Consider the following 22,912-nt stretch of genomic DNA (forward strand, 5'->3'; position numbering starts at 1 on the left):
GGGCCCTTCCTAACAGCTGCTGTCACTCGTCGAGGACCGCGGCGGTGATCCGGTGCAGGGCGAAGGTGTGCAGCATCTCGGTGCGTTCGTCCTCGGCCCGCAGGTAACCGGCGCCGATCGAGACCGGCCGGACCAGCCGGGACGCGGTCGCGCCGTGCGCGTCGACGTACCCGACCCAGACCAGGGCCTTGTCCCGGACCGCCTGCTGCAGCACCGCCAGCGCCTGGCTGTGGGCATGCGCCGAGGGCAGCGCCGGCCCGGTGCCGCCCGGCCGACCGGCACCCCGGACGGTGGTCGGGGCACGGCGGGCGGCCCGGGCGGCGGCGTCGCCCCGGCGGACCTGCTCGACGATGCCGAGCAGCCGGGGCGTGGTCAGCCGGGGAGTGGCCAGCGGATCGGTGACCCGGTTCGCCACCGAGCCCCGGGCCGGTGCCCGCCGCACCTTCACCCGGGTCAGTACGGTCGCGCCGCTGGCGTCCTCGGACACCGGGGCGTACCCGGCCTCGCGCAGCGCGGTCAGCAGCCGCCCGACCAGGTGCGGGGTGGTGAGCACGGTCGGCGCCAGTCGACGCAGTCCCATCACGGCGAGTCGGCGGTCGGCGAGCACCTCGGTCAACAGCGCCTCGTCGTCGCTGCGCAGGTACGCCCCGGCGGAGCCGACCCGCAGCCCGCCGTGCCGCCGGGCGATGTCGTCGATCAGGTACGTCAACCCCTGCGGTACGGGGGTCCGGGACCGGCGCCGGAAGAGCGCCTGCAGGTCCTCGCCGGCGTACCCGGCGTCCAAGGCGCGCCGGACACTCGCCGCGGTGACCCGGTGCACGCTGGCCCCGCCGGCCGACTCCGGCTCGGCGACCACCGCGAGTTCGGCGGCCAGGCCCGGTTCCGGCGGCCCGGGTACCACCACGGTCAGGTCTGCCTGGACCAGGAAGTGGTCGACCGGGGCCGGCAGCAGCGCGTCCAGCGCCCGGACCGCGGGTGACCCGCCACCGGCCGCGCCGTCGGCGTCCGGCCGTACGCCGAGCGGGTCGTCACCGGCCTCGGTGAGTCGGGTGTCGCCGGCCGCCCACTGGGCGAGCAGCAGCTTGCCGTACGAGGTGAGGGCGCCGAGCCCGGTGACGCCGAGCAGCGCCGCCTCGGTCAGCACCTCCCGCTGTCCCGCCTCCCGGCCGAGGCTGCGTCGGGGGGCCCGCCAGGCGAGCAGCCCGACCACGTCGTCCGGGGCCGGCGCGGTCCCCGGGTTCAGGTCGTCGAGGACCCCGAGCACCGCCCGCCGGACGGCGGGGGCACCGGCCCGCTCCGCCTCGGGGGAGAGCAGGGTGATCACCCGGTCGCGGTCGTCGCGCTGGCCGACCAGCCCCACCTGGCGGGTCATCGTCAGCCACGCCCGGGCCAGGTGTTCCCAGCGGTGGGCCAGCGAGCCGTCCCGCCAGCCCTCGTAGCCGGCGGCGGGAAGGACCTGCTGGTCGGCGCCGGTACGGGTGGTGGCGGCGCCGGGCAGGTCCGCCTCACCGAGCAGCCCGGCGGCGTACGCCACCTCCAGCAGCAGCGCGGCGGTCGGCTCGTCGAGTCCGCTGGCCTTGGCGAGCCGACGCAGGTCGCGTACCCCGAGTCCGCCGGAACGCAGCAGCGGGGCGGGCTCGCCGGCGAGCTGTTCGAGCAGTGCCTCGGTGTGCCGTACCGCCTCCATCGCCTGCCCGGCACCGGCCGAGTCGACGGCTTTCGGCTCCCGTTCCGGGCCGGTCACCGTCGGGGGCTGGGCCCGGAGTGGTCCGAGTGGGCCGGCGTCGCGGCGCAGCAGCAGCCCGATCTCCCGGGGCAGCTCGACCGCGGCCGGCCGGGCCGGACCGCCACCGGTCTCGGGGACCGGTACCAGCAGTTTCTGTTCGACCAGCCAGGAGGCCGGGCTCACCGGTTCGGTGCCGGGCGCCGGGGCGGCGGGCAGGGTGCCGACCGGGGGTCCGGCGGCGAGCCGGTCCAGGATCGCCCGGGCCGGCGGCGGGGCGGCGAGCAGGGTGCGGCGCAGTCGGGCCGGGTCCGCGACCAGGGCCGCCGTCTCCGGGTCCAGTTCCGCCGCCGGTCGGCCCAACCCGGCCGGGTACGGCGAGCAGACCTCGTCCACCCCGGCGGTGACCCGCAGTGCGTCCTCCGGCCCGTACAGCAGGAAAAGCGCGCGGAGCCGGTCGATCGCGGTACGGGCGGCGGCCCGCTCGGCGCGGCGCCGGTTGCCGGTGGTGTCCCCGAGCACGAGTGTGACGATCGCCTCGACCGAGGTCTCGGCGTCGTCCCCGGCCCGGGTCAGCCGGGCCGCGTCGAGGATCCGCAGGGTGAACTCGTCGAGCCCGTCCAGGGCACGGGCGACCGACACCCGGGACTGGGCTCGGACCGCCAGAGCGGACAGATCGGTCGGTACCGGTACGACGAGGTCCGGACGCAGCCGGAACAGGGCGGCGAGCGCCTCGTCGGGCAGGGCCCGCAGGTGGTCGGCGAGTGTGGTCATCGTCTTCCCACGCTATCCGGCCGGGGGCCGGTGATGCTCGTCGGTCGTCCGGCTCGTTCCACCTGGTTGATCAGCGCCGTACCCGGTCCGGCCGGACTGATCGGCCGGGTGGCAGCATGGCCGGGGTGAGCACGCCCGCCGCCGTCGGCTTCGATCTTGACATGACCCTGCTCGACACCCGCCCGGGCATCGCCGCCGCCTACCGGAGGCTCTCCGAGCTGACCGGGGTGCACGTTGACGCCGACCTGGTGGTGAGCCGGCTCGGCCCACCGCTGCGGGAGGAGATCAGCCGGTGGTTCCCGGCCGAGCGGGTCGAGGAGGCGGTCCGGACCTACCGGGCGCTCTATCCGGAGTACGCGGTCACCACCGCACGGCCGCTGCCCGGCGCGTTGGACGCGGTGGCGGCGGTCCGGGACCACGGGCTGCGGGTGGTGGTGGTGACCTCGAAGCTCGGCCGACTCGCCCGGCTGCACCTGGAGCATGTCGGACTGGAGGTCGACGAGCTGGCCGGTGACCTCTTCGCCGAGGGCAAGGCGACCGCGTTGACCGAACACGGCGTACGCCTCTACGTCGGTGACCACGTCGGCGACATGGTGGCGGCGCGGACCGCCGGCATACCCGGGATCGGGGTCACCACCGGCCCCTGCGACGCCGACGAGCTGCGTACCGCCGGCGCCGAACTGGTGCTCGCCGACCTGACCGGATTCCCGCAGGCGCTCGGGCGGTTGATGCCGCTAGCCTTGTGAGGACAGTTATCTCAGGGGAGTCGAGGTCTACAGGTGCCGACGGGTCGAGTGAAGTGGTACGACGCGGCCAAGGGATACGGGTTCGTCACCAGTGACGAGGGTGGCGACGTGTTCCTGCCGAAGGGCGCGCTGCCCGCTGGTGTCACCGACCTGAAGGGCGGCCAGCGGATCGAGTTCGGTGTGGTCGACAGCCGTCGCGGCGCGCAGGCACTCGGCGTGAAGTTGCTGGACGCGCCACCGTCCATGGCGGAGCTTCGCCGCCGCCCGGCGGAGGAGCTGCACGGCCTGGTCGAAGACATGATCAAGGTGCTGGAGGCCAAGGTGCAGCCCGCGCTGTCGCGGGGCCGGTTCCCCGACAAGAAGACCGCCCAGACCGTGGCCCAGCTCGTCCACGCGGTCGCCCGCGAACTGGAGATCTGAGGACCGCTCGTCAGCCGGGTGCACCGTTCGTCCGGAGCTGCGGATCTGGGGACCGCTCGTCAGCCGGGCAGGTCGGTGATCGGCGGGGTCAGCCCGGCGGCGGCGGCCCGACCGAGCAGCGCGTCGATCGCCGCCCGGCCGTCGTCGCCCAGCTCGGCGGTGAACTCGTTGACGTAGAGCCCGATGTGCTGGTCCACCACGTCGGGCTCCATCTCCTGCGCGTTCGCCAGAACGTAGTCGCGGCTCGCCGCCGGGTCGGCCCAGGCCTGGCGGACCGAGTCGCGGATCCAGCCGGCCGCCGCGTCCGGGTCGACGACACCCTTGCGGGCCAGGATGGCGCCGAGCGGGATCGGCAGCCCGGTGTCGCCCTCCCACCACTCGCCGAGGTCGACCAGCGCGGTCAGCCCGTGCCGGTGGTACGTGAACCGGGCCTCGTGGATCACCAGACCGGCGTCGTACCGGCCGGCGGCCACCCCGGGCATGATCTCGTGGAACGGGACGACCTCGATCTTCGCCGGCGGGTGCGCCGCCGACCAGAGCCGGAACAGCAGGTACGCCGTGGTCCGGTCACCCGGGACCGCCACCGTCGCCCCGGTCAGGTCGGCCGGGTCGCCGCCGTGTCCCGTCCATCCGTTGCCGGTCAGCACCAGCGGCCCGCAGCCGCGTCCGAGCGCTCCGCCGCACGGCAGCAGGTGGTAGTCGTCGAGCAGCCAGGGCAGCGCCGCGTAGCTCACCTTCACCAGGTCGTACGCCCCGCGTTCGGCGGCGGTGTTGGTGACGTCCACGTCGGCGAAGGTCACCTCGACCGGCGGGGCGCCGGGCACCAGCCCGTGCACCAGGGCGTGGAAGACGAAGGTGTCGTTCGGGCAGGGCGAGATCGCCAGGGAGAGCGCCACGATCCTCACCGTAGACCTCGCGTCCGCCCCGGCCGCCGCCCCGCCCCCAGGCCCGTTGGCTACGTCACCCCACGGGCTTGCGGATCGTTGTCACGCTGGCGTGGTGCGCCCTGCCGCTCTGCTTCGTGTCGGTCTCGGCGGGACCGCCGTGGCCGGGGTGTTGGTCGCCGTACTCGGGTTGCTGCTCGGCGACCCGACCGCGGGCTGGCCCCGCACGGAGGTGCTCGGGCCGCTCGGCGTCGCGATGCTGGCCGGTGCCGGCTGGTGGTGGGCGGCGACCCGGGCCGATCCGGCCGACGGTCCACCGTACGGCTGGGGCTGGTGGCCGGCCCGACGCCGGATCGTCGTCAACCTCGTACTGGTCTTCGGCGGGATCTGTGTGCTCAGCCTGCCCTTCGCCGTCACCGGCGGGCATCCTGGCCTGGCCGAACTGCGGCGGCACGATCCGGTCGTCCAGGAGGTCAACATCGAGTCGATGGGTCCGGTCGTCCGCCGGTCCGGCGGCCGGAGCGGGCCGAGTTGGCAGACCGAGGTGACGGTACGGCTCAATCGGCCTGACGGGCCCGGTCGACAGGTCACCGAGGAGGTCTCCTTCGACCGGGACCCACGTCGCCGTAAGACCATCCACGTGCTGTACGCGCCGTCGCGGCATACCGCCGGTGCGGTCCTCTCCGCGGACCGCGACAGGCTGGTCGACCTGATGGATCCGCCCCGGCCCGGCTGGTTTCCCTGGTTCCTCCTGGCGGGGGCGGCGCTGGTGCTGGTCAGGGCGGGGGCGGCCGGTCCGCCGGGCGGATGGCGGGCCTAGGCGCGACTGCGCGGGGCGCTGCGCCGCACGGCACAGGCGATCGTGCTCACCGGCCGGCTGACGGCGTCCGGGCTGCCGTCCGGGAAGACGACAACGCCGGCCGAGTTCCACGGTACGGAGGCCAGCGGCACCGTCCATCTCGACGACTCACTCCCGGTCGACCGGGTACGGGCGGATCTTCCCGGCGAGGTACGGCTGTGCTGGTTGCCCGGGACGACACCGGCGCGGTGGCAGGAGTTCCACGCCGCGGTGCTGGTCGACGACACCGGCCGGTACGTCCCGGTCGGCATCCGGCGGCTTTCTCCGGTGGCCGCCACCCGGCCCGGCCCGACGCTCGGCGCTCCGCTCGGCCCGTACCCGTGGGCGGCCGGCCGGTACCGGTTGACGCTCGGGCTGACCGTACTGCTCGGTGCCGGCGTGCTCTGCTCCGGCGTTCTGGTGCCGTCGACGGCCGACCCGGCGGGTTTCGACAACACGACGTGGACGGACCTGAACTTTGCCGAGACCATGCAGTGCTGCCTGCTGGTCGTGCCCCTGATCGGGCTGTTGTTCGCCAAGGTCGACGACCGGGTGTGAGTCGCCGCCGGGTGCGTGGACCGGGGTACCCGCACGGGCCGGCCGGAGACGGTCGGTCGGAGCTGCCGGAAAAAGGTTGGTCAGAGCTTCGGCGCGACGGTGGCGAAGGCGGCGGTGAGGGCGGCGAAGGCGTCACCGATCCGCCAGGCTGCCCGGTCGCGGGGGCCGATCGGGTTGGAGATGGTCCGTAGTTCGGCGAAGGGCAGCCCGGCGGCGCCGGCGGCGACCGCGACGCCGTACCCCTCCATCGCCTCGGCCACCGCGTCGGGATAGCGGGCCAGCAGGGCGGCCGTGGTCGCCGCGCTGCCGGTCACCGTGCCCAGGGTGAGTACGGTGCCGGTGACCGCGTACGGCAGGCAGGTGCGGAGCAGGTCGAGCAGTGCCGGGTCGGCCGGGGCGGTGGTGGCGCCGAAGCCGAGTTCGTCCAGGGTGAGGAAGCCGTCCGGCGACTCGGCACCGAGGTCGGCGGCGACGCTGCGGGTGCCGAGCACGGTCCCGCCGACCGGCGCCCGACCGGGGAAACCGCCACCGATCCCGGCACTGACCACCGCCCGGTACGGCGTTCCGCCCGCCTCGGCCAGCGCGATCAGTCGGGCCGTACCGGCAGCGGCTGCCGCCGGGCCCACTCCGACCGGCGCGACCGTCACCGTGTCGTCGACCAGCCCGGCCCGGACCGCGTCCGCCTCGGCGCCGACGGCCGTGACGACCAGGATGCCGCCGTTCACTACTGACCTCCCCGGGCGTCCCGGCGGGAGCCCTCGTCGCCCGGTCCCGGTCCCGGCGCCGGTACGGCGGAGGACGGCCGGTAGATGTGGTAGCCCGGCGGCGCCAGCCCCTCGTCGTCGTCAGGGTCGTCGGACGGGTCGACGGACTGGCCGCGGGTCGCCGGGGTGACGGCGGGGGTGGGTGCGGTCGGCGTGTCATCCGGCCGGGTCCCACGGTCGCGGGTGTCGGCGGTCCGGGCGCCGCCGGCCTGGCGGTCGGTGCCGACGGTGGTGGTGGCCTCGGCCGGTCGGGCGTCGCGGAGGCGGCTGCCGGCCGGCGGCGGTACGTCGCCCCCGGCATCGTCGGCCGGCCCGCCCGGCGGCCTGTCGTCGGGGTGGGCCTCGTCCGGCAGGTCCGCGTCGGGCATGGCCCGGCCGGAGAGCCGTTCGCCGCGCAGCCGGGTGGCGACCGCCGTGGTCCAGACCATGGCGACCACCGCGAGGCCGGTCAGCACGCCGATGCCGATCCGGCCGTCGACCGGGATCAGGCCCAGGGCGCCGCCGGCCACGAAGGCCAGCATCAGGATCGTCTCGGAGTGTGCGAAGGCGGTCGCCCGCAGCCGCTCCCGGACCCGTTCCTGGATCGTGGCGTCGACGGCCAACTTGGCGATACCGCTGGTCATGGCGGTGACCAGGCAGAGCAGGGCGACGAGTTGGAGCGAGAACCAGAGCGTGGCGACGATACCGACCCCGGCGACCAGTACCAGGCCGATGGCCTGCAGTACCACCGGGCGGTGGATGCGTAGCCGGGTGCCGAGTGCGGTGGCCAGGAAGGTCCCGATGCCGAGCCCGGCGCCGACCACCCCGAGGGCGAGTTCGTCGCCGAGTTCCCGGCCGAAGAGGCGGCTGTCCAGGTCGCCGGCCTTGATCGCGAAGGCGAGGAAGAGCAGGAGGAAGCCGTACAGGGCGCGCAGCGTGGCGCTGCCGACCAGGCTGGAGATCACCAGCCGGCCGGACGGCCCACCCCGACTGAGCGCCCGTTCCCGGTTGCCGCGCAGCCGGAACGCCTGGAAGGCACGGGGCACCGTCTCCGGCGGGTCGGAATCCGCCCGGGGCGGCAGCCGCAGGGCGATCACCATGCCGACCAGGAAGATCACCGAGGCGACCCGGAGCGGCCACTGTGGACCGAACCAGAACGCGGCCAGTCCGATCGGCAGCACCAGGCCGCCGGCGATCGAGCCGTACACGCTGGCCCGGGCGCCGGCCTGGGAGAGCCCGATCCCCTCCGGCAGCAGCCGGGGCACCGCCGCCGACCGGGCCACCCCGTACGCCCGGGAGAGCGCCAGCACCCCGAAGGCGGCCGGGTAGAGGCCGAAGCCGTGGATGTAGTCCGAGATCAGCCAGGCGAGAAAGGCCCGGCCGAGCATGGTGGCCGCCAGGGCGTACCGGCGGCCGTGCCGGAAGTGGTCGAGCAGCGGGCCGACCACCGGTGCGAGCAGCGCGAACGGCACCATGGTGATCAGCAGGTAGAGCGCCACCTTGCTGCGTGCCTCGCCCAGCGGCGCGTTGAAGAAGATCGTTCCGGCCAGGCCGATCGTGATCAGCGTGTCCCCGGCGCAGGAGGCGGCGTGCAGATCGAAGAGCCGGACCATGCCGGCCTCGCCGCCGGCGCCCTTCTCCCGGACCCGGGCGACCCGGCGGCCGGTCCAGCGCACGCTGCCCAGCGATCCCCGGAACAGCAGCCGGACGGCCCGGATGACCGTGCCGACGACGCGCCCCAGGAAGGAGCCCCCAGGGCGACTGAACAGCGGCATGAACACCATCCTTGCCCATTCGGTCGGTGACCGTCGGTTCCGTGCCGAGATATCTCTGCCTGAACGGCGCCGGGGAGTGCCGCCGACCCGACGTCAAGGATAGGCAAGAATAGGTGAGTGACCAGGACCAGCACTGCTCGCGCGGCCCGCCTCGACCAGGTCTGCGCCAGCGCCGTCGACGTGGCGCGCGACGGCATCACCGAGGTCGAGGCCGCCGACGTCGGCGAGCACCTGGGGGCTATTGCCGAGGGTGACCGTCTGGTGACCCATCTGTTTGAGTGTCGGCTGGCCGGATACCGGGGCTGGCGGTGGGCGGTCACCGTGACCCGGGTGCCGCGCAGCCGGCAGGTCACGGTCTGCGAGACGTTCCTGCTGCCCGGCCCGGACGCCATGCTGGCACCGAGCTGGTTGCCCTGGCAGGAACGGCTGCAACCGGGCGACCTCGGGGTCGGCGACCTGCTGCCCACCCCGGCGGACGACGAGCGGCTGGCCCCCGGTTACCTGCTCTCCGACGACCCGGCGGTCGAGGAGACCGCGTGGGAGCTGGGCCTCGGCCGACCCCGGGTGATGTCCCGGGAGGGGCGCGCCGACACCGCCCAGCGGTGGTACGACGGCGACCACGGCCCGACCGCGCCGATCTCGGTCGCCGCGCCGCGTACCGCCCGGTGCGGGACGTGCGGCTTCTACCTCCCGTTGGCCGGTGCGATGCGCCAGGCGTTCGGGGTCTGCGGCAACTTCTTCGCCCCGGACGACGGCCGGGCGGTCAGTGCCGACCACGGCTGCGGGGCGCACTCGGAGACCCTGGTCGAGGTGGCCGACACCCCGGTCGACGAACTGCCGACGATCTACGACGACAGTGAGGTCGAGGCGATCGCGGTCAGCCGGGCTCCCGGCTCGGTCGAGGTGGGCGAGCCCGCGGAGCCGTACGGGCACGGCTGAGCGGCGACACCGGACGGGCTCGGCGTCACGCCCGGGGTCGGCGTCCGGCGTACCCCGGCGGAGGTCAGCGGGCGGCGCGTCGGCGCCGGCGGTTGGCGTCGTGCCGGAGCATCACGGCGAGTCCCGGGAAGCCGGCCAGGAACCCGGCGAAGCAGATCCAGAGCCAGTTCTCGTGGTCGTGCGCGATGAGCCAGTCGCGGAAGAAGAGGAACAGCACCAGCCCGACCAGCGCGAAGACCACGATGCCGGCGACGGCGAACGGCACCATCGGCGGGTCGAGCGGCGCGATCGGCGCGTCGCGGGGCGCGTCGGCCGGCGCGGCGGGCGGGCGCGGCTGGTCGGACACGGAACCAAGGGTACGGCCGGGCCGACCCGGCACGGTAACCGGGAAGGTCTTTGCCGGTAACCGGTGATCTGGCACGATGCCCGGATCAGCAGTTGACCCCTCACCTGCGAGGACCCGATGGACGACGTCGCGGCCACCCCCGCCGCCCCGGCTGACCGGCCGATCCCCCGCAACGGGTTCGACCGGTTCTTCGAGATCTCCGCCCGTGGCTCGACGCTGAGCCGGGAGCTGCGCGGAGGTCTGGCCACCTTCTTCACGATGGCCTACATCGTGGTGCTGAACCCGCTGATCCTGGGCAACGCCGTCGACGGGGACGGCCAGCGGCTCGCCATTCCGGCGATCGCCGCCGCCACCGCCCTGGTCGCCGGGGTGATGACCATCCTGATGGGGGTGGTCGGCCGGTTCCCGCTGGCACTGGCCGCCGGGCTCGGCGTCAACGCGCTGGTCGCGCTGGAGATCGCACCGCAGATGACCTGGGCCGACGCCATGGGCCTGGTGGTGATCGAGGGCGTGATCATCGCGATCCTGGTGTTGACCGGGCTGCGTACCGCCGTGTTCCGGTCGGTGCCGACGCAGTTGAAGACCGCGATCGGGGTGGGGATCGGGCTCTTCCTCACCATCATCGGCCTGGTCGACGCCGGGTTCGTCCGCCGGGTGCCGGACATCGCCGGCACCACCGTGCCGGTCGGGCTGGGCATCGGCGGCAAGCTGGTCACCTGGCCGGCGTTGGTCTTCGTACTGGGACTGCTGATCACCCTGGTGCTGGTGGTACGGCGGGTGAGGGGCGCGATCCTGATCGGCATCCTCGCCTCGACCGCGCTGGCGATCGTGGTCGAGGCGATCGCCAAGGTCGGCCCGTCGTTCGTGAACGGGCAGCCGAACCCGGCCGGCTGGTCGCTCAACGTGCCGACGCTGCCGGAGACGGTGGTGGACACCCCGGACCTCTCCCTGCTCGGCCAGTTCGACCTGCTCGGGTCCTGGCAGCGGGCCGGTTGGCTGGTGGCGATCATGTTCGTTTTCACCCTGCTGGTCACCGACTTCTTCGACACCATGGGGACGATGGTCGCGGTCGGCCAGGAGGGGAACCTGCTCGACGAGCAGAAGATGCCGCCGCGTACCCGGGAGATCCTGCTGGTCGACTCGCTCGCGGCGGCGGCGGGTGGTGCGGCGAGCACGTCGAGCAACACGTCGTACATCGAGAGCGCGGCGGGTGTCGCGGAGGGTGCCCGGACCGGGGCGGCCAACCTGGTCACCGGTGGGCTGTTCCTGCTGGCGATGTTCCTGGCGCCGCTGGTGCTGGTGGTGCCGTTCGAGGCCGCCTCGGTGGCGCTGGTGATCGTCGGTTTCCTGATGATGACGGCGGTCCGGACGATCGACTGGAGCGACTACGAGATCGCCATCCCGGCGTTCCTGACCATCGTGCTGATGCCGTTCACCTACTCGATCTCGAACGGGATCGGCGCCGGGGTGATCACCTTCGTGGTACTCAAGATCGCCCGTGGTAAGGCCCGGGAGCTGCACCCGCTGCTGTACGGGGTGGCGGCACTCTTTGTGCTCTACTTCCTGCGCGGTCCGATCGAGACCGTACTGTTCTAGCTGCGCAAGCCCCGCCCGGCGGCGGTGACGGTGGTCATAACGAGTGGTCGTTAGCCTGGCTCATTAGTTAGGCTAACGACCGTGACGGAGTGGACGGTGATGGCAGAGCACATGCCGGCGACACAGCTCGCCACGGTGCTGCGTGACGCGATCACCCGACTCAACCGACGGGTACGGCAGACCCGCCCTGTCGGCGATCTCACGGGGACCCAGCTCTCCGCGCTGACCAGCCTGGAGCTGGCCGGCGCGCTGACCCCCCGTGAGCTGGCCGACACCGAGCGGGTCCAGCCGCCGACGATGACCAAGATCGTTGCGAAGTTGGAGGAGCGCGGCCTCGTGCAGCGCACCCCCCACCCGACCGACGGTCGCCAGGTCATTCTCGCGGTGACCGACCCCGGTCGCTCGATGTTGGCCCAGTTCGACCGGGCCCGCAACGAGTGGCTGGCCGGTCGGCTCACCGAGCTGACCCCGGAAGACCGTGAGGTGCTGCGGCGGGCCGCCGAGATCCTGCAGAAGGTGGCCCGCGACTGACCGGCGCGTCCATCAGGTCCGCTTCGTCCGCCAGGTAGCCGGCGCTCTCGCCGGGTACACGGATGACGCGTACGACCCGAGGAGGCGCACCCCGAGTGCGGGCAAAGCTGAGCACCACCTTCCAGTCCCTGAAGGTCCGTAACTACCGGCTCTTCGCCACCGGTCAGCTGATCAAGTTGATCGGTGTGTGGATGATGTTCACGACCCAGGACTGGCTCGTCCTGGACCTCTCGGACAACAACGCCACCGCGCTCGGCATCGTGATCGCGTGCCAGTTCACCCCGGTGCTCCTGCTCACCCTGCTCTCCGGGCGGCTCGCCGACCGGTACGACAAGCGTTTCCTGCTGATGATCGCCAACACCACCTGGAGCGTGCTGTCGCTCGGGATGAGTCTGCTGGTCATCACCGGTTTCGTGCAGCTCTGGCACGTGTTCGTCTTCGCCGCCCTGCTCGGCGTGGCGAACGCGGTCGAAACCCCGGTACGGCAGTCCTTCGTCTCCGAACTCGTCGGTACGCCGCTGCTGCCCAACGCGCTGTCGCTCTCCGCCGCCACGTTCAACTCGGCCCGGATCATCGGTCCGGCGGTCGCCGGCGTGGCGATCGCGGTCTTCGGCGTCGGCCCGGTCTTCATGGTCAGCGCGTTCAGTTCGATCGCCCCGGTGATCTGCGTGGTGCTGATGCGCGCCGCCGAACTGCACCGCGAGGACCTGCCGCCGATCGGGGAACGCGAACCGGCCCGGGTGATCGACGGCCTGCGGTACGTCGCCCGCCGCGCCGACCTGCTGCTGCCGATGGCGGTGATGTCGGTGATGGGGCTGGCGCTGTTCAACTTCCAGCTCACCCTCTCGGCGCTGGCCAAGACCACCTTCGACACCGGCGCCGCCTCGTTCGGCCTCTTCACCACCGCGCTCGCGGTCGGCGCGCTCTGCGGCGCACTGGCCGGCAGCGGCCGGCGCAGCCGGCCGTCGGTCTACATCGTGCTGGGTGCCGCCATCGGGACCGGCTTCTTCGGCACCCTGGTCGGGCTCGCGCCGACGTACTGGCTGGTGGTGACGTTGCTGCCGCTGACCGGGTTCTTCATGGTCTATTTCGCCCAGGCGGCGAACCAGCGGGTGCAACTCGGCGTCGACGCCGCCTTCCGGGGCCGGGTGATGGCCCTGTGGGTGCTGGTCTTCCTCGGCACCAACCCGGTCGGCGCGCCGATCATCGGCTGGATCGCCGAACGGTACGGCGCCGGGGCGAGCATCTGGATCGGCGGGCTGCTCTCGATGGCCGCCGCCGGTGTCGCCCTGACCTGGCAACTGCACCGCGACGGGGCCCGGCTGCGGTTGCGGCTCCTGCCACTGCCCCGGTTCTACGTGGTCAACTCCGCCGACCTGTGACAGCCTCTCCGCCCTCTCGTAATACCTGGGCGCAGCGGCGAGTCACCGCCACGTCAGGCCGTGCACGCGTCGGCGTGAGCCCCTGCCACGCCGGCCGGGGAGGAATCGTCGATCCGGTGACGGGTCGCGCCGGCGCCGCCGATAATCCTCGGGGGGCACGGCGGGAGGCCGGGAATGACCACCGGGGAAAATGCGGCGCTGTTGCGCCGGATGGAGGGGTCGACCCGGGCCACGCTGTTGGAGCTGATCTTCGACGTGGTCTTCGTGGCCGCCCTCGCGCTGACGTCGACCCTGTTGACCGAAGAGCACTCCTGGTCCGGCAGCGCCAAGGTGCTGCTGATGCTGACAGCCATCTGGTGGACCTGGTCGGTCACCGCGACCACGACCGAGTTCTACGATCCGCAGCAGCGCCCGATCCAGGCCATCCTGATGATCGCCATGGTCGGTTCGGTGGGGATGGCGGTGGCGCTGCCGATGGTCACCACCGGACACCTGCTGCTCTTCGTGGTGTCGTACGTGGGCACGCACCTGATGCGCGGCGTCATCCTGATCACCGCCTTGTACCGGCAGGCGCACCGGACGGCCTTGGAACGGGCCACCCGGTTTCTGTTCTGGTTCATGGTGTCCGGCGTCTTCTGGGGCGCCGGCGCGCTGTCGAACAAGCCGAACTGGGCGCTCTGGACCGTCGCCATCACGATCGACCTGGTCGCCGCGGCGGCCCGCTATCCCACGCCCCGGCTGGGCCAGCTCCAACATGTGCCGGCCGGCGCGGCTGGCTCCGTACACCCATCTGTTGCTACTGGCTGGGGTGGTCGCCACGGCGGCCTCGTTCGAGATGGTCGTCGACCGGCCGACCGGAACGACGCCGGTGCGCTGGCTCGTGCTGATCATCGGCGGTCCGGCGCTGTTCGTGCTCGGCCGCGTCCTGTTCACCCTGCTGGTCTCCGCCCTCGTACCGTGGCGGCGAGTGGCCTGGCAGGTCGTGCCGCTACTGGTGCTGCCGTGGGCCGGCGGCTGGCCGCCGCTGCTGGTCACCGCGATCGTGGCGCTCGGGCTGGCCGGTCACATCCTGGTCCCCAGCGGAGACCGAGAAACCAAGCCAGGGCCGCAACTGTGGCAAGACGGCAACTGACCCGCAAGAGCCAGGCGGGGCCCAATCGGCGAGGTCGCGGGCGCATGCGCCCACCGCCCCGGATCGGGCGGACCCCGAACGTCGTACTCCTCTGGTTAGGTGACCGGATACTGCCGAACGCGCGATTCCTCGGCACCGACCAACTCCGGGCGGTCCTGGGAACGGCGACACAGTGAAATGTTCGATGCCGGCAAATCGGTAGCGGTAAGCTGAACAACCGCCTAGCGTCAAAGGATGTGTCCACCGTGCATGCTCTCGCGCTGCCGCTGGCACTACTCGCTACCGCGTGCCTGCCCCTTGTCGTGGCCGCGTTGATCTGTGCGGACGAGCTGCTCGACCACCTCGGGCGCCGGATCGCCGAGCGCCGGGAACGACGCCTGCTCGACCGGTTCGACCGGGCGTTCGAGGCGGACACGCGCGGCCGGGTCGATCCGACCGAGTTGGACCGGGTCGGCGGCCCGACCATCGAGCAGCTCGCCGCCGACCTGCGTCGCCTCGCCGACCAACGCGGGCAGGCCGCCGGTGGGCCGGAGCCGGAGCACCGTGCGCTGCTGGAGGCGTACGACGACCGGCTCCGGCTGGCCAGCCAGCGCCTCGGCGTACCGGAGCACCTGGGCGAGCTGACCGGCGTCGACCGGGAGATCGAACGGGTACGCGTCGAAGGCGAACTGGAGGCCGCTGGTCTGGTGCTCCGGACCCCGCACGCCGGTCCCCGTCGACCGGCCGGCTGACCCCCGGAGCGGCGACCCGTGCGGCTCTTCGTCGCCATCTACCCGCCCGCCGAGGTGGTGGACGACGTGATGGCGCAGGTTCGTCGGCTCCGGGTCGGCGCGGTGGCCGACACCGGCGTCAACGTACGTCTCGCCGACCAGGCGAACCTGCACGTCACGGTCGCCTTTCTCGGAGAGGTGGCCGACGACCGGCTACCGGAGGTGGCGGAGGCGTTAGGCCGGGCCGTACAGACCTGGCGTTCGCCGCCCACCCGTCGTCGAGACCGGCAGCCCGTCCCCGAGCCGACTCCGCTCCGGTTGCGGCTCGGCGGGGGCGGCCGGTTCGGTCGGGGCCGGTTCACCGTGCTCTGGGTCGGCCTGCTCGGCGACGTCGCCGCACTGCGCAGACTCGCCGACCGCACTCGGCGGGAGTTGCGCCGGGCCCGGTTGCCGTACGACTCCCGACCGTTCCGACCGCACCTCACCCTGGCCCGGCCCGGTGACCGGCTCGACCGGGAGAGCCTCGACGAGGACCTGCGTACCCTCGACGGCTATCTCGGACCGTCCTGGCCCGCGACCGAGCTGGCGCTGGTCCGCAGCCAGCTCGGTCCCCGCCCGACGTACGACCGGCTGGCGACCTGGCCGCTCACCGAGGACGCCTCGGAGCAGTCGGTATCCGACCGGTAGCCGCGACGGACTGTGCTCGCCGGCGGGCCGTGCTCGACCGGCGGGCCGGGGAGAGCTTCCCGGCCGCCCGGAGAGTCACCAGGCCCAGGCCTCCGGGCCGGGTCCGCCCTTGCCGGGCGCCGGGAAGAGTTCGTCGAGTCGGGCCAGCGTCTCGGCGCTGAACTCGACGGTGAGTGCCCCGAGTGTGGCGTCGAGCTGCTGCACCGTACGCGGGCCGATGATCGGCGCGGTCACCGCCGGACGGGTCAGCAGCCAGCCGAGTGCCACGTTCGCCGGATCGTGGCCCAGGTCGGCGCAGAGCTTCTCGTACGCCTCGATCGCCGCCCGGTTCTCGGCCAGCAGCCGGGTCGCGTGCTCGTTGCGTGACCGGCTCGCGCTGCCCTCGGCGAGTTTGCGGATCGCTCCGCCGAGCAGCCCGCCCTGCAACGGCGACCACGGGATGACGCCGAGGCCGTACTGTTCGGCGGCGGGCAGCACCTCCAGCTCCACGAACCGGTTCATCAGGTTGTAGATCGACTGCTCGGAGACGAGACCGAGGAAGTTGCGCCGGTCCGCCGACTCCTGGGCGCGGGCGAGGTGCCAGCCGGCGAAGTTCGAGGAGCCGACGTAGAGCACCTTGCCCTGGGCGACCAGGGTCTCCATCGCCTGCCAGATCTCCTCGAACGGGGTGGTCCGGGAGATGTGGTGCATCTGGTACAGGTCGATCCAGTCGGTCTGCAGACGACGCAACGAATCCTCGCAGGACCGGACGATGTGCCGGGCGGAGAGACCCTGCTCGTTGGGCCACTCACCCATCCGGTTGTACACCTTGGTCGCCAGCACGACTCTGTCCCGGCGGCCGTCACCCTGGGCGAACCAGCGCCCGATGATGTTCTCGGTGACACCCTCGCCGAGCTTGCGGCCGTACACGTTGGCGGTGTCGAAGAAGTTGATCCCCTGCTCCAGCGCGCGGTCCATGATGGCGTGGCTGTCCGGCTCGCTGGTCTCCGGTCCGAAGTTCATCGTGCCGAGGCAGAGCCGGCTCACCGACAGCCCGGTTCGACCGAGATTCGTGTATTCCATGACTCCCACCCTGCCACGCGTCCCGTAGACCCTCGATGACGACGGTGGCCGCGGGGGGGGGGGGCCCCCCCCCCCCCCCCCCGCGGCCACCGCAGGGACCATCGTCCGGGTCAGGCCGCTCCGGCGTACGGCCCCGACCAGGTGGGTAGCGTCGACGTCGGCGGCACCTCGGATCGGCGCGGCGACGCGGCCGGCACCGGGTCGGCGGCCGGCGTGCAGCTGGCCCCGGCCGGCGGGACGATCCGGTCGACCAGGTACCGGTCGACGAATCCGATGGTGCAGGGGGTGCGGTCGTACGCGCCGTGCCCCCAGCCCAGGTAGCTGACGAGCCGACCGTGCCGGCCCAACTGCTTCGCGACCGCCACCGACCAGTGGTACGGAGTGGCCGGGTCGTACCGCGACCCGAGCACCAACAGCGGGATGTTCGTCCGGACCTTCGGCCGGTGCTGGGGGTTGCCCACCTCGCCCGACCAGCCGAGGCAGACGGCGACCGCGAGGACGCCGAGCGTCGACGCGCGGATCTGGGGAGCCACCCGCCGGTTCTCGGCGAGGAACCGGGAGTACTGCGCGAAGTCCCGCACCGGCAGCGACCAGTCCTGACACAGAATCGCCGTCGGGAACTGGACGACGGTGGGCGGAGCGACGCCGTCGGCCCGCCCGGCCGCCGGGTCGCCCGTGACGTCGGCCGCCGGGTCGTTCCTGGCGCCGGCCGCCGGCCAGGTGAGGGTCGCCGTCGGGTCGTTCGGGACGCCGGCCGCAGGCCAGGTCAGGGCCGCCGCCGGCACCGGCCGTGGTGCGGGCGCCCGTTCGGCGTCGGTCCGGTCCGCGGACCCCGGCCTGCCGTCCGGGTCAGCGGCGGTGTCAGCCAGCGCGGCGAGCCACTCGGCCAATGACAGCCAGGCCGGACCGTAGCCGGCAGTGCGGGCGGTGCCGCTGAGCGCGTACCAGTCGAGCGGCGTACCGGTGCCCGGATCGACCAGGTCACCCGCGTCGGCACGGCGCATCAGCTCGTCGAAGACGGCCAGCACGTCCCGGCCGTGCAGTGCACACCTCTCGTCCCGGTCGCACCAGGCCGCGAACTCCTCGAACGACTCCTGCGCCCCCACCGTCTGGCCGAGGAGGAAGTCCCGGACACCCAGGCTGTGGTCCATGTTGCTGTCGATCACCAGGGCGCGTACCCGGTCGGGGAAGCGCTCGGCGTACATCTGGCCGATCAGGGTGCCGTAGGAGAGCCCGTAGTAGCTGATCTGCCGTGCGTTCAGCGCCGCCCGGATGGCGTCCATGTCGCGTACGACGTCGAGCGTGTCGACGTGGTCGAAGAGGGGGCCGGTCTGCCGCCGGCAGTCTTCGTGCAGCCGCTGGCTGAACTGGAGCAGATCGGCGTACCCCGCCGCGCTGGCGGGTGCCGGGGAGGGGCCGGTGGCGAGCACGTCGATCGAGCAGACGACCGCATTGCTGCGCGCGACTCCGCGGGGATCGAAGCCGATCACGTCGAAGCGTCGCAGCACCTCGGCGCTGAGCTGCTGATCCGCGCCGAGTGCGGCGTTCACTCCGGAGCCACCCGGGCCGCCCGGGTTGATCAGGAGCGGGCCGATCGCCGGTTCCGGTCCGGTGGCAGCACGCTTGGCGATCGCCAACGGGAAGGTGGGGCCGTGCGGTCGGGTCCAGTCGATCGGCAGGTCCAGCGTGGCGCACCGTACGCCCGGGTCATCCGGAAGTTCCGGACAGGGCTGCCAGTCGACCGGCTCCGCACGCCAACCTTCGGTGACCCGGTCGGGCTCCGGGGCCGCTGCGGCCACTGCCGGTGCGGTGGCGGCCAGCAGGAGCGAGGTGACGAGTAGGCCGATGGCGGCATGGGACGTTCGTCTCATGGGCACTCCCCGTTCGACGGAGCAACGATACCGGTCAGTTGATCACAGTCGTCGACCGGAGCAAAGGGTGATAGTCCGAAGTGTTCGGTTGTCGTATCGACTGGAGTCGACGGTTTGACGCGCCTCGACGGTGGCCGTGGGCCGGGCGTACGTCCCGACCCACAGCCACCGCTTCGTGGTCCTGCGCCGGTCAGGTCATCCCACCTGTCGGCCGAACCAGGTCGGCGGGTTCGGCATGCCCGGCACCGCCGAGCCGGGGCGCTGCGGTGACGGCGTACCCGCGGGCTGCGAGCGGGGGGTCGGATCCAGGACGCCCACGCAGGTCGCTCCGGGTGGCGGCAGTTCCCGGTCGATCAGGTACCGATCCACGAACGACCCGGTGCAGGGTGTGGCGTTGTAGCCGCCGTGTCCCCAGCCGAGGTAGGTCACCAGCCGACCGTGCCGGCCGAGCTGCTCCGCCACGTTCACCGACCACTGGTACGGGGTGGACGGGTCGTAGCGGACGCCCATCACCAGCAACGGAATCGACGTGCGTACCCGGAGCCGGTGCTGCGGGTTGCCCGCCTTCGCCGGCCATCCCATGCAGGAGCCGACCGTGAGGCTGCTGAGCCACGAGATCCGGACCTGTGGTGCGATGCGCCGGAGCTCCGCCAGGTGGCGGGAGTACTCCGCGAAGCTCCTGACCGGCAGCGAAAAGTCCTGGCAGAAGATCAGGAGGGGATTTTCGGTGACCTCCGCCGAGGTGGTGTCGGCGGTCGAGTCGGTGCCGGGTGTCGTGGTGGTGCGGTCCGTGCCGGGGAGGGCCCAGCGCGGCGCCACTGCCCCGGCCGCCGTCGGGGACGTCTGGTCCACCAGCGCGGCGAGCCAGTTGGACAGCATGATCCAGAGCGGCTCGAAGCTGCTGCTCCGAACCTGGGCGCCCAGCTCGGACCAGTGCATCGGGGCGCCGGTGTCCGGGTTGACCAGCTCGCCGGCCTCGGCCCGGCGGACGAGGTCGTCGAAGAGGGCCGGCACGTCCCGGCCGTGCAACGCGCAACGCTCGTCCCGACCGCACCACGCGGCGAAGCCGTCGAACAACTCCTGCACCGCGATCGCCCCGGTGCGCAGGAAATCCCGGGTACCCAGGCTGTGGTCCATGTTGCTGTCGATGACCATCGCCCGTACCCGGTCCGGGAAGTGCTCGGCGTACATCTGGCCGATGAGGCTGCCGTAGGAGAGGGCGTAGTAGCTGATCTGTCGTGCGCCCAGCGCGGCCCGGACGGCGTCCATGTCGTACGCGACGTCGACGCTGTCCAGGTGGTCGAAGAGCGGTCCGGTCCGGGTCCGGCAGTCGGCGTACAGGCGCCGGTTGTAGTCGACCAGTGCGGTGTAGGCGGCTTCGCTCTCCGGGATCAGGAACGGCCGCTGGTAAGCCAGTTCGGTGCTGCAGACGAGTGGATGGCTACGTGCGACCCCGCGCGGGTCGAAGCCGATCAGGTCGAAGCGGCGCAGCAGTTCGGGGCTGTACCGCGGTTCGCCGCCGAACCGTGCTCCGAGGTGGATCACCTCGTCCACTCCGGAGCCGCCCGGACCGCCCGGGTTGACCAGCAGTGGCCCGACGGCCGGTTCGGGGCCGGTGGCGGCACGCCTGGCGATCGCCAACGGGAAGGTGGGGCCGTGCGGGCGGGTCCAGTCGACCGGCAGGTCGAGCGTGGCGCAGCGGACGCCCGGGTCGTCGGGTACCTCGGGACACGGCTGCCAGTCGATCGGTCCCGGCCGCCAACCGCCCACCACCTGGTCGGATGCCGGCTCGGCCGGTGCCGCGACCGCCGGGGCGGCTCCGGACAGGATCAGCGTGGCGGCGAGCAGGCCGACACCGGCGCGGAACGTTCGTCTCATGCTTCCCCCGTCGTGGTCGATCGACGATCGTGGTTGGTTCATGACCGCCACAGTCGACCACGTCGATCGGTCAGAGCAAAGGGACGCTGACCCCGCTCCGGGCCGGTCCAGGGACCACTGGTCGGATCACCGCCCGGGATCCGACCGGTCGGCCAGGTCGGACTCCCGATGGGCCCGGTACAGCCGGTCGGCGACCACGGCGAGTTCCGCGACCAGCTCGGGTGGTTCCAGCACGGTGAAGTCCTGCCCGAGCAGCGCGAGGTGCACCGCGATACCCGTGACCGAGTCGGCCCCGGTGACCAGCAGGCAGTGCCCGGCGTCGACCGACTCGACCACCCCGACCGAGGACGGCACCCGGTCGGCGACCTGCTCGGCCGGCGCGTGTACCAGGACCCGGGCCCGGAACCGGTACGGCGCGGTGGTGATCGAGTCGGCCACGAACGCCGCCGCGTCGGGCGGGTCACACGGGGTGAACCGGCCCCCGGCGGCACGCGGCTCGCTGATCCGGTCCACCCGGAAGGTACGCCAGTCGTCCCGGTCCTCGTCCCGGGCGACCAGGTACCAGCGGCGGCCGGTGTGCACCAGCCGGTGCGGCTGCACGGTACGGACCAGGGCGGTTCCGTCCCGACCCTGGTAGCCGAAGCGGAGGCGGTGCAGGCCCTGGCACGCCTCGGCGATCACGTGGAGCAGGTCCGGGTCGACGGTCGGCAGCTGGCCCGGCAGCGGGACGGTGGCCAGCCGCAGGGCGGCGGTACGCCGACGCAGCCGGGCGGGCAGCAGCCGTTCGATTTTCACCAGCGCCCGTACGGAGGTCTCGGCGATGCCGGTGACCGTGTGGTTCGTCGCGCCGCGCAGGCCGAGCACCACCGCCACCGCCTCGTCGTCGTCGAGCAGCAGCGGCGGCAGGGTCGAGCCGCTGCCCAGCCGGTAGCCGCCGGCCACCCCCGGGGTTGCCCGTACCGGATAGCCGAGTTCGCGCAGCCGGGCGATGTCACGACGCAGCGTGCGTACCGTGACGTCGAGCCGCTCGGCCAGCTCCGGCCCGGTCCACTCCGGCCGGGTCGACAACAGGGCGAGCAGCCGCAGCAACCGGGCCGACGTGTCCAACACACATCAAGTCTTCCAGCTATCGAGGACCGAACCTGTCCTCGATAGCGGTTAGCGTGACGACCATGGGCATCTTGTGGAGCGAGCAACTCGCCGACCAACTGGACTGGCACTGGCAGCACCAGCTGCGGCCCCGGCTCGACGGGCTCACCGACGACGAGTACTTCTGGGAGCCGGTGCCGGGATGCTGGAGCGTCCGGCGGCGCGCGGAGAGCCCGACCGGGCACGGCTCCGGCGAGTACGTCGTCGAGTTCGCCTGGCCGGAGCCGGAGCCGCCGCCGGTGACCACGATCGCGTGGCGGCTGGCCCACCTCGTCGTCGGTGTCTTCGGCGCCCGCAACGCGAGCCACTTCGGCGGCCCGGCCCGCGACCACGACAGTTTCGAGTACGCCGGCACCGCGGCCGGGGCGTTGACGCAGCTCGACGAGGCGTACCGGATGTGGACCGCCGGGGTACGCGGGCTCGGCGAGGACGGACTCGGCCGTCCCTGCGGGCCGGCCGAGGGGCCGTACGCCGACTATCCGATGGCCGGGCTGGTGTTGCACATAAACCGCGAAGTGATCCACCACGGAGCCGAGATCAGTCTGCTCCGCGACCTCTACCAGCGCAGGGGATGACCATGCCGTACGACTTCCAGGTGACCCAGGACAGCGCCGACCCGCACAACCTCGCCGACTGGTGGGCCGAGACCCTCGGCTGGGAGGTGGAGCCGAGCGACGAGGCGTTCATCCGGCGGATGATCGACGCCGGGTACGCCACCGAGGACGACACCACCCGCCACCACGGCGTCCTGGTCTGGCGGGCCGGGGCGGCGATCCGGCACCCGGACGGGCCGACGCGGGCACCCCGGGTGCTCTTCCAACACGTGCCGGAGCCAAGGACGGTCAAGAACCGGATGCACCTCGACGTACGGGTCGGTACCGACGACGTCGACGCGGTGGTCGAGAAGCTGGTCGGCCGGGGTGCGCGGGTGCTGCACCAGGGACGTCAGGGCCCACAGACCTGGACCACGATGGCCGACCCGGAGGGCAACGAGTTCTGCGTCTCGCCGTCCTGACCCGTGTCCACCGACGACTCCGGCTGTGCAGGGGGCGACCTGTCACGCGACGGGATCAAGCCTGACCGCCCAGAGCGGGACAGGTCGCCCCCCTGCCACCTCAGCCAGGTCGCCCCCGCTGCCACCTCAGCAAAAGGTCACCCCACCGTTACT

General features: G+C 72.5%; 22 protein-coding genes and 1 pseudogene. 14 read left to right on the forward strand and 9 right to left on the reverse strand.

Annotated elements, in window-relative coordinates; all coding sequences use genetic code 11:
• Positions 1-22: 22 nt before the first annotated feature.
• Complete coding sequence (locus V1633_RS23100) at positions 23-2,497, reverse strand: helicase-associated domain-containing protein (protein WP_331216483.1); 2,475 nt, start codon at positions 2,495-2,497, stop codon at positions 23-25.
• Between the two features lie 161 nt (positions 2,498-2,658).
• Here V1633_RS23100 and V1633_RS23105 point away from each other — a divergent pair, with 161 nt between their 5' ends.
• Both V1633_RS23105 and V1633_RS23110 read left to right on the forward strand, forming a co-directional pair.
• On the forward strand, positions 2,659-3,243 hold the full coding sequence (locus tag V1633_RS23105; protein WP_331216536.1) for an HAD family hydrolase: 585 nt from the start codon (positions 2,659-2,661) through the stop codon (positions 3,241-3,243).
• Between the two features lie 33 nt (positions 3,244-3,276).
• The gene (locus tag V1633_RS23110) at positions 3,277-3,663 is read left to right on the forward strand and encodes a cold-shock protein (protein WP_331216484.1); all 387 of its coding nucleotides are present in this window, start codon (positions 3,277-3,279) and stop codon (positions 3,661-3,663) included.
• Positions 3,664-3,722: 59 nt separating this feature from the next.
• Here V1633_RS23110 and V1633_RS23115 read toward each other — a convergent pair whose 3' ends face one another.
• Positions 3,723-4,559, reverse strand: a complete 837-nt coding sequence (locus V1633_RS23115) for a 1,4-dihydroxy-6-naphthoate synthase (RefSeq protein WP_331216485.1) — start codon at positions 4,557-4,559, stop codon at positions 3,723-3,725.
• Between the two features lie 103 nt (positions 4,560-4,662).
• On the opposite strand from V1633_RS23115, the gene V1633_RS23120 reads away from it, so the two are divergent.
• Entirely contained in the window at positions 4,663-5,367 is a 705-nt protein-coding gene (locus V1633_RS23120) for a hypothetical protein (RefSeq protein WP_331216486.1), read from the forward strand.
• Positions 5,368-5,409: 42 nt separating this feature from the next.
• The gene (locus V1633_RS23125) at positions 5,410-5,943 is read left to right on the forward strand and encodes a hypothetical protein (protein ID WP_331216487.1); all 534 of its coding nucleotides are present in this window, start codon (positions 5,410-5,412) and stop codon (positions 5,941-5,943) included.
• Positions 5,944-6,023: 80 nt separating this feature from the next.
• Here the strand turns inward: V1633_RS23125 and V1633_RS23130 are convergent, their stop codons facing one another.
• Complete coding sequence (locus tag V1633_RS23130; RefSeq protein ID WP_331216488.1) at positions 6,024-6,668, reverse strand: futalosine hydrolase; 645 nt, start codon at positions 6,666-6,668, stop codon at positions 6,024-6,026.
• The gene (locus V1633_RS23135) at positions 6,668-8,461 is read right to left on the reverse strand and encodes an MFS transporter (protein ID WP_331216489.1); all 1,794 of its coding nucleotides are present in this window, start codon (positions 8,459-8,461) and stop codon (positions 6,668-6,670) included. The genes V1633_RS23130 and V1633_RS23135 overlap by 1 nt, the downstream gene beginning before the upstream one ends.
• A gap of 117 nt (positions 8,462-8,578) precedes the next feature.
• Between V1633_RS23135 and V1633_RS23140 the strand changes: the two genes are divergently transcribed.
• Complete coding sequence (locus V1633_RS23140; RefSeq protein ID WP_331216490.1) at positions 8,579-9,400, forward strand: DUF3027 domain-containing protein; 822 nt, start codon at positions 8,579-8,581, stop codon at positions 9,398-9,400.
• 64 nt (positions 9,401-9,464) lie between these two features.
• Here V1633_RS23140 and V1633_RS23145 read toward each other — a convergent pair whose 3' ends face one another.
• Positions 9,465-9,668 carry a DUF2530 domain-containing protein gene (locus V1633_RS23145; RefSeq protein WP_331216537.1) on the reverse strand — a complete coding sequence of 68 codons (204 nt, stop codon included), beginning with the start codon at positions 9,666-9,668 and terminating at the stop codon, positions 9,465-9,467.
• 195 nt (positions 9,669-9,863) lie between these two features.
• Between V1633_RS23145 and V1633_RS23150 the strand changes: the two genes are divergently transcribed.
• From V1633_RS23150 to V1633_RS23175, 7 genes and pseudogenes are all read left to right on the forward strand, one after another.
• Positions 9,864-11,342 carry an NCS2 family permease gene (locus V1633_RS23150; RefSeq protein WP_331216491.1) on the forward strand — a complete coding sequence of 493 codons (1,479 nt, stop codon included), beginning with the start codon at positions 9,864-9,866 and terminating at the stop codon, positions 11,340-11,342.
• An 81-nt stretch (positions 11,343-11,423) separates the two neighbouring features.
• The gene (locus tag V1633_RS23155) at positions 11,424-11,873 is read left to right on the forward strand and encodes a MarR family winged helix-turn-helix transcriptional regulator (RefSeq protein ID WP_331216492.1); all 450 of its coding nucleotides are present in this window, start codon (positions 11,424-11,426) and stop codon (positions 11,871-11,873) included.
• 95 nt (positions 11,874-11,968) lie between these two features.
• Positions 11,969-13,255: an MFS transporter gene (locus V1633_RS23160; RefSeq protein ID WP_331216493.1), complete on the forward strand. Its 1,287-nt coding sequence runs from the start codon at positions 11,969-11,971 to the stop codon at positions 13,253-13,255.
• Positions 13,256-13,465: 210 nt separating this feature from the next.
• Positions 13,466-13,993 (forward strand): annotated as a pseudogene (locus V1633_RS37055) (low temperature requirement protein A); the annotation flags it as partial.
• 97 nt (positions 13,994-14,090) lie between these two features.
• On the forward strand, positions 14,091-14,387 hold the full coding sequence (locus V1633_RS37060; protein ID WP_407952087.1) for a low temperature requirement protein A: 297 nt from the start codon (positions 14,091-14,093) through the stop codon (positions 14,385-14,387).
• A gap of 236 nt (positions 14,388-14,623) precedes the next feature.
• Complete coding sequence (locus tag V1633_RS23170; RefSeq protein WP_331216495.1) at positions 14,624-15,118, forward strand: hypothetical protein; 495 nt, start codon at positions 14,624-14,626, stop codon at positions 15,116-15,118.
• 69 nt (positions 15,119-15,187) lie between these two features.
• On the forward strand, positions 15,188-15,784 hold the full coding sequence (locus V1633_RS23175) for a 2'-5' RNA ligase family protein (protein ID WP_407952088.1): 597 nt from the start codon (positions 15,188-15,190) through the stop codon (positions 15,782-15,784).
• A 75-nt stretch (positions 15,785-15,859) separates the two neighbouring features.
• Here the strand turns inward: V1633_RS23175 and V1633_RS23180 are convergent, their stop codons facing one another.
• The 4 genes from V1633_RS23180 to V1633_RS23195 form a co-directional block, all read right to left on the reverse strand.
• Complete coding sequence (locus tag V1633_RS23180) at positions 15,860-16,846, reverse strand: aldo/keto reductase (RefSeq protein WP_331216497.1); 987 nt, start codon at positions 16,844-16,846, stop codon at positions 15,860-15,862.
• A 110-nt stretch (positions 16,847-16,956) separates the two neighbouring features.
• Positions 16,957-18,717, reverse strand: a complete 1,761-nt coding sequence (locus tag V1633_RS23185) for an alpha/beta fold hydrolase (RefSeq protein WP_331216498.1) — start codon at positions 18,715-18,717, stop codon at positions 16,957-16,959.
• 195 nt (positions 18,718-18,912) lie between these two features.
• Entirely contained in the window at positions 18,913-20,595 is a 1,683-nt protein-coding gene (locus V1633_RS23190; protein ID WP_331216499.1) for an alpha/beta hydrolase, read from the reverse strand.
• A 126-nt stretch (positions 20,596-20,721) separates the two neighbouring features.
• Positions 20,722-21,705 (reverse strand): helix-turn-helix transcriptional regulator, encoded by a 984-nt coding sequence (locus V1633_RS23195; protein ID WP_331216500.1) that lies wholly within the window; start codon positions 21,703-21,705, stop codon positions 20,722-20,724.
• Between the two features lie 68 nt (positions 21,706-21,773).
• Here V1633_RS23195 and V1633_RS23200 point away from each other — a divergent pair, with 68 nt between their 5' ends.
• Positions 21,774-22,319, forward strand: coding sequence for a DinB family protein (locus tag V1633_RS23200; protein WP_331216538.1), 546 nt, complete (start codon positions 21,774-21,776; stop codon positions 22,317-22,319).
• Positions 22,316-22,759, forward strand: coding sequence for a VOC family protein (locus V1633_RS23205; protein ID WP_331216501.1), 444 nt, complete (start codon positions 22,316-22,318; stop codon positions 22,757-22,759). The genes V1633_RS23200 and V1633_RS23205 overlap by 4 nt, the downstream gene beginning before the upstream one ends.
• The last annotated feature ends 153 nt before the right edge of the window (positions 22,760-22,912 follow it).

This window comes from Plantactinospora sonchi (genome assembly GCF_036422035.1).
Taxonomy (GTDB): domain Bacteria; phylum Actinomycetota; class Actinomycetes; order Mycobacteriales; family Micromonosporaceae; genus Plantactinospora; species Plantactinospora sonchi.

Bases quoted from the DNA above. Each gene is read 5' to 3' on its own strand.
- V1633_RS23175 (WP_407952088.1), top strand. From the start codon at position 15,188: ATGGCGCAGGTTCGTCGGCTCCGGGTCGGCGCGGTGGCCGACACCGGC.
- V1633_RS23180 (WP_331216497.1), bottom strand. From the start codon at position 16,846: ATGGAATACACGAATCTCGGTCGAACCGGGCTGTCGGTGAGCCGGCTC.
- V1633_RS23100 (WP_331216483.1), bottom strand. From the start codon at position 2,497: ATGACCACACTCGCCGACCACCTGCGGGCCCTGCCCGACGAGGCGCTC.
- V1633_RS23205 (WP_331216501.1), top strand. From the start codon at position 22,316: ATGACCATGCCGTACGACTTCCAGGTGACCCAGGACAGCGCCGACCCG.
- V1633_RS23135 (WP_331216489.1), bottom strand. From the start codon at position 8,461: ATGCCGCTGTTCAGTCGCCCTGGGGGCTCCTTCCTGGGGCGCGTCGTC.
- V1633_RS23185 (WP_331216498.1), bottom strand. From the start codon at position 18,717: ATGAGACGAACGTCCCATGCCGCCATCGGCCTACTCGTCACCTCGCTC.
- V1633_RS23150 (WP_331216491.1), top strand. From the start codon at position 9,864: ATGGACGACGTCGCGGCCACCCCCGCCGCCCCGGCTGACCGGCCGATC.
- V1633_RS23105 (WP_331216536.1), top strand. From the start codon at position 2,659: ATGACCCTGCTCGACACCCGCCCGGGCATCGCCGCCGCCTACCGGAGG.
- V1633_RS23145 (WP_331216537.1), bottom strand. From the start codon at position 9,668: ATGGTGCCGTTCGCCGTCGCCGGCATCGTGGTCTTCGCGCTGGTCGGG.
- V1633_RS23190 (WP_331216499.1), bottom strand. From the start codon at position 20,595: ATGAGACGAACGTTCCGCGCCGGTGTCGGCCTGCTCGCCGCCACGCTG.
- V1633_RS37060 (WP_407952087.1), top strand. From the start codon at position 14,091: ATGGTCGTCGACCGGCCGACCGGAACGACGCCGGTGCGCTGGCTCGTG.